This window comes from Stenotrophomonas sp. 05L44_2 (assembly GCF_056665995.1).
In genome coordinates this window covers 1-4,135 of the sequence record NZ_JBFTNR010000373.1, presented here as the reverse complement: position 1 = coordinate 4,135, position 4,135 = coordinate 1, and the positions used below count along the sequence as shown (strand labels likewise).

Genomic DNA, 4,135 nt, shown 5'->3' with positions numbered 1-4,135 from the left:
AGCTACAGCCACCACTGAAACTTTCGCTTCACCGCCAATGCTGCCGACGCTGACGCTTGATACGTTGCCCGAGGACTGTCACCGAAGTTCAGGTCCGCCGAAGCGAGTCCGACATTCTGGTGGAGTCTGCATGCTTTTGCAAGCACTTCTTCACATCCGCCAGCTACGTTCCGGTGTCGCGCCAATGGCGCGCCCGACAGGAATCGAACCTGTAACCGCCGGCTTAGAAGGCCGGTGCTCTATCCAGTTGAGCTACGGGCGCCCGAACCGGAACGGCGTCCAATCCGACGTGACGTGGGATTGGTCGGGGTAGAGGGATTCGAACCCCCGACATCCTGCTCCCAAAGCAGGCGCGCTACCAGACTGCGCTATACCCCGGTGTTGCAATCCCCTCGGGCATGGACCCGGGGAGCTGGCCATTGTGGCCAAGCGCCCTGCGAACTGTCAACGCGCAATCCCAGCCCTGCCCCGCCATGACCACGGCTTGCGCAGTCATCGGCTATGCTCGCAGCCAGCGGCCGGATGGCCCAATCGCCCCCTTTTCGCACGGAGACCTCGCATGCGCAGCGGCAACCCGGCTCTTTCCGAGTCGACCTTCCTCGATCTGGCCAGTGGCTCGGTGGTGACCAGCCCCGACCAGACCATGACCCTCAATGGCACCGTCAACAAGACCGGCTTCCTGCTGCTGCTGACCGTGCTGACCGCGGCCTTCGCCTGGAACCAGACCGTGGACGACTACGGCCAGGTGATGGCCGGCGCCAAGCTGTACGCCATGGGCGGGGCGATCGGTGGCCTGGTGTTGGCCCTGATCACCGTGTTCAAGAAGGAATGGTCACCGGTCACCGCACCGCTCTACGCGCTGGTGGAAGGCCTGTTCCTGGGTGCCATCTCGGCCGTGTTCAACATGAAGTTCCCGGGCATCGTGTTCCAGGCCGTGCTGCTGACCTTCGGCACCCTGTTCGCACTGCTGTTCGCCTACCGTAGCGGCCTGATCAAGGCCACCGAGAACTTCAAGCTCGGCGTGGTGGCTGCCACCGGCGGCATCGCCCTGCTGTACCTGGCCTCGTTCGTGCTGGGCTTCTTCAACATCAACGTGCCGGTGATCCATGACGCCAGCTGGCTGGGCATCGCCTTCAGCCTGTTCGTGGTGGTCGTGGCCGCGCTGAACCTGGTGCTGGATTTCGACTTCATCGAAACCGGCGTGGCCCAGCGCGCGCCGAAGTACATGGAATGGTATGGCGCATTCGGCCTGATGGTGACCCTGGTCTGGCTGTATGTGGAGTTCCTGCGCCTGCTGTCGAAGATCCAGCAGCGCTGATCCAGTCCATGCCGTAAACGACAAGGCCGCGGTCCGTCGGGATCGCGGCCTTTTTTTGTAGCGTCGAGCACGCTCGACTCCCGCGGAAACACGCCCCATGGCAGACACCCTCCCTCGCCGCTTCCACAGCTATCGCCCGGCCGATGGCCATCGCCTGCCACATGATCCGTTCAACGCCATCATCGGCCCGCGTCCCATCGGCTGGATCTCCAGTCGTGATGCCGACAGCAATGTGAACCTGGCGCCCTACAGCTTCTTCAACGCGTTCAACTACACGCCGCCGATCATTGGTTTCAGCAGCCAGGGCCGCAAGGACTCGCTGCGCAACATCGAAGCCACCGGCGAGTTCGTCTGGAACCTCGCCACATTCGATCTGGCCCAGGCAATGAACGAAAGCTGCCGCGCAGTCGCGCCCGACGTGGACGAGTTCGTATTGGCCGGGCTGACGGCACTGGCCTCGGAGTTGGTTGCACCGCCGCGCGTTGCGCAGAGCCCAGTGAGCATGGAGTGCCGCTGCACGCAGATCGTGCGTCTGCGTGATGCGGCCGGCAATGACACCAATGGCTGGCTGGTACTGGGAGAAGTGGTCGCCGTGCATATCGATACGCGGTTGCTCGTCGACGGCATCTACGACACCGCAGCGAGCGACACCATCCTGCGCGGTGGCGGACCGGCCGACTACTTCCGGATCACCGCCGATCAACGCTTCCGCATGCTGCGGCCCGCCTGAGCCCTCATCCCGCCACCCCACGGGACAGCAGCAACGGCAGCGACGAGGCCAGCATGGCCACACCGGAAGCGGTCAGCAGGCCGAGGACGATCTGCCGGAAACGCGCCTCACTGATACCGATATACAGCTTCGCCCCCAGCAGCGTGGGTACCAGCATCGCCGGCGCGACAATGGCGAAGTACGGCAGCATCTGCCGGGTGACCATGCCGGTACCGACATAGGTGGCCATGGTCACCGCCAGCATCGCCAGGTTGAAGCTCTGGATGACCGCGCGCTGCTCGTCCTTGCCGAAGCCCCGCAGCGTGCTCCACAGGGTCGGTATCGGCCCGGCGAAGCCACCGATGCCACTGAGCACACCACCGGCCATGCCGGCCAGCGCGTCGCCGAACCGGCCGCCAACGGTGACCGGTGGCAACGAACGCGCCATCAGCATCACCGGGCACCACAGCGCCAGGAAACCTCCCAGCAGCGCCTTGAACCAGGCCATGTCCAGCTGCGGCAGCACCAGCACGCCAAGCGGAATGCCCGCCAACCCACCGAGCACGAACGGCAGCAGCAGGCGCAGGTTGAAGCCACGGCGCACGGTGAATACCGCCAGCAACTGGCCGACCAGCGCGCCGAACACCGMMAGMGTCGCCGCMAGCCGSGGMTCCAGCSCCCASGCCCAGAACGACATSGCGACCATGCCGAACGCGAATCCCGACAGGCCCTGCACGAACCCCGCGACGATCGCGCCCAGCGCGACCAGCAGATACACCGGCTCCATCCCCACTCCTCACCACTGCCGTGCGACTTACCCTGCCGCACCCGACGCTGCAGCGTAATGCGTGGCGAGATGATCGACCAGCGCGCGCACCTTCGGCGCCAGCGCACGCGCATGGGGATACAGCGCGAAATAGCAGCGCGTGCCACCGTGCCAGCTGGGAAGCACGCGGATCAAGCGGCCGGCGCGAAGATCTTCCTGCACCGTAAGCGCGGTGAACAGACTGATGCCCATGCCGGCCAGCACGGCCGCATACAGTGCCGGCGTGGCGTCCACGCGCAGTCGCTGGCCTGCTTCCACGCTGGCGATGACACCGCGCGGTCCGTGCAGCTGCCACGGCGTCATCGCCGCAACAGGGTTGAACCCCAACAAGGTGTGGTTCTGCAGGTCGGCCACCTGCCGAGGCAGTCCCTGCCGGGCGAGGTACGCCGGTGCCGCAACCAGGATGCGCGGGCATCGCGCCAGTTCACGGGCGACCAGTTGGCTGTCAGGCAAGGACGGCGCGATGCGCAGGGCGAGGTCGAAGCCCCCGCCGACCACATCGACCAGCTGATCGTCGGCCGACAGTTCCAGCGCAACCTGGCGATAGCGCGCCAGGAAGCCAGGCAGCCAATGCGGCAGCTCCTGGCTGGCGACCACCTGCGGCACGCTGACCCGCACGCGCCCGCTGGGCTGGGCCTGGCCGGCCCGCGCACGGTCATCGGCGGCCTCCAGCCGGTCAAGCAGCGCAACCGCCTCGCTGTAGTAGTCGCGCCCGGCCTCGGTCAACGACAGCCGCCGGCTGTTGCGATCCAGCAGCCGCACCTGCAGGTGCTCTTCAAGTTGACGCAACTGCCGCGACATCGCCGAATGGGTGGTACCCAGCCGCTCGGCGGCGGCAGTGAAACTGCCGGCGTCGACGATCGCGCGCAGGGCTCGCAGGGCGGCGAAATGGTCCATCGGCAGCGCGCTCCAGTCGGCGGGGCCCGCAGGCTGCGGACCCCGCCAGCTTATCAAGTGCCGTTGCCTGCCTTGCGCACCGGCAGGGCCAGAATCGCCGAGGTGGTCATCACATCGCCAAAGGCATCCTCGATCTGCGCCAGCGACGCCTCATGCAATGCGCGATGGCCGATGGTCCCGCCATTGGCCAGATCCAGATCACGGCTGGCAGAGGCATCGGAAGCCACGATCACCCGGTAGCCGCGCGGCGCCGCCGCAGCATCGCGTGCAGCACCGGCAACGCAGGCATGGGTCTGCAGCCCGGTGACGATGAGGGTGTCGATACCGGCATCCTTCAGCACCTTGTCCAGTGCCGCTGCCGAGGCACCGGCGAACACGCTGACGT

Annotated in this window: 5 protein-coding genes and 2 tRNA genes; 2 read left to right on the top strand and 5 right to left on the bottom strand. The window is 66.2% G+C overall.

Translation table 11 applies throughout. From position 1 onward, the window contains the following. Window positions 1–185: 185 nt before the first annotated feature. Window positions 186–262, bottom strand: a tRNA-Arg gene (locus AC1VAN_RS13740). 39 nt (window positions 263–301) lie between these two features. Next, window positions 302–378, bottom strand: a tRNA-Pro gene (locus AC1VAN_RS13735). A gap of 181 nt (window positions 379–559) precedes the next feature. Here AC1VAN_RS13735 and AC1VAN_RS13730 point away from each other — a divergent pair. After that, on the top strand, window positions 560–1,318 hold the full coding sequence (locus AC1VAN_RS13730; protein ID WP_032977389.1) for a Bax inhibitor-1/YccA family protein: 759 nt from the start codon (window positions 560–562) through the stop codon (window positions 1,316–1,318). Between the two features lie 97 nt (window positions 1,319–1,415). Continuing rightward, window positions 1,416–2,048 carry a flavin reductase family protein gene (locus AC1VAN_RS13725; protein WP_442252190.1) on the top strand — a complete coding sequence of 211 codons (633 nt, stop codon included), beginning with the start codon at window positions 1,416–1,418 and terminating at the stop codon, window positions 2,046–2,048. Window positions 2,049–2,052: 4 nt separating this feature from the next. Here AC1VAN_RS13725 and AC1VAN_RS13720 read toward each other — a convergent pair whose 3' ends face one another. From AC1VAN_RS13720 to AC1VAN_RS13710, 3 genes are all read right to left on the bottom strand, one after another. Further along, on the bottom strand, window positions 2,053–2,814 hold the full coding sequence (locus AC1VAN_RS13720; protein ID WP_480985993.1) for a sulfite exporter TauE/SafE family protein: 762 nt from the start codon (window positions 2,812–2,814) through the stop codon (window positions 2,053–2,055). 27 nt (window positions 2,815–2,841) lie between these two features. Then, window positions 2,842–3,750 carry a LysR family transcriptional regulator gene (locus tag AC1VAN_RS13715; protein ID WP_442252192.1) on the bottom strand — a complete coding sequence of 303 codons (909 nt, stop codon included), beginning with the start codon at window positions 3,748–3,750 and terminating at the stop codon, window positions 2,842–2,844. 53 nt (window positions 3,751–3,803) lie between these two features. After that, window positions 3,804–4,135 (bottom strand): cysteine hydrolase family protein (locus tag AC1VAN_RS13710; RefSeq protein ID WP_480985992.1); only part of this gene is annotated, 332 nt, incomplete at its 5' end.

Excerpts from the sequence above, each read along its gene's own strand:
- AC1VAN_RS13730 (WP_032977389.1), top strand. The coding sequence starts at position 560 with ATGCGCAGCGGCAACCCGGCTCTTTCCGAGTCGACCTTCCTCGATCTG.
- AC1VAN_RS13725 (WP_442252190.1), top strand. The coding sequence starts at position 1,416 with ATGGCAGACACCCTCCCTCGCCGCTTCCACAGCTATCGCCCGGCCGAT.
- AC1VAN_RS13715 (WP_442252192.1), bottom strand. The coding sequence starts at position 3,750 with ATGGACCATTTCGCCGCCCTGCGAGCCCTGCGCGCGATCGTCGACGCC.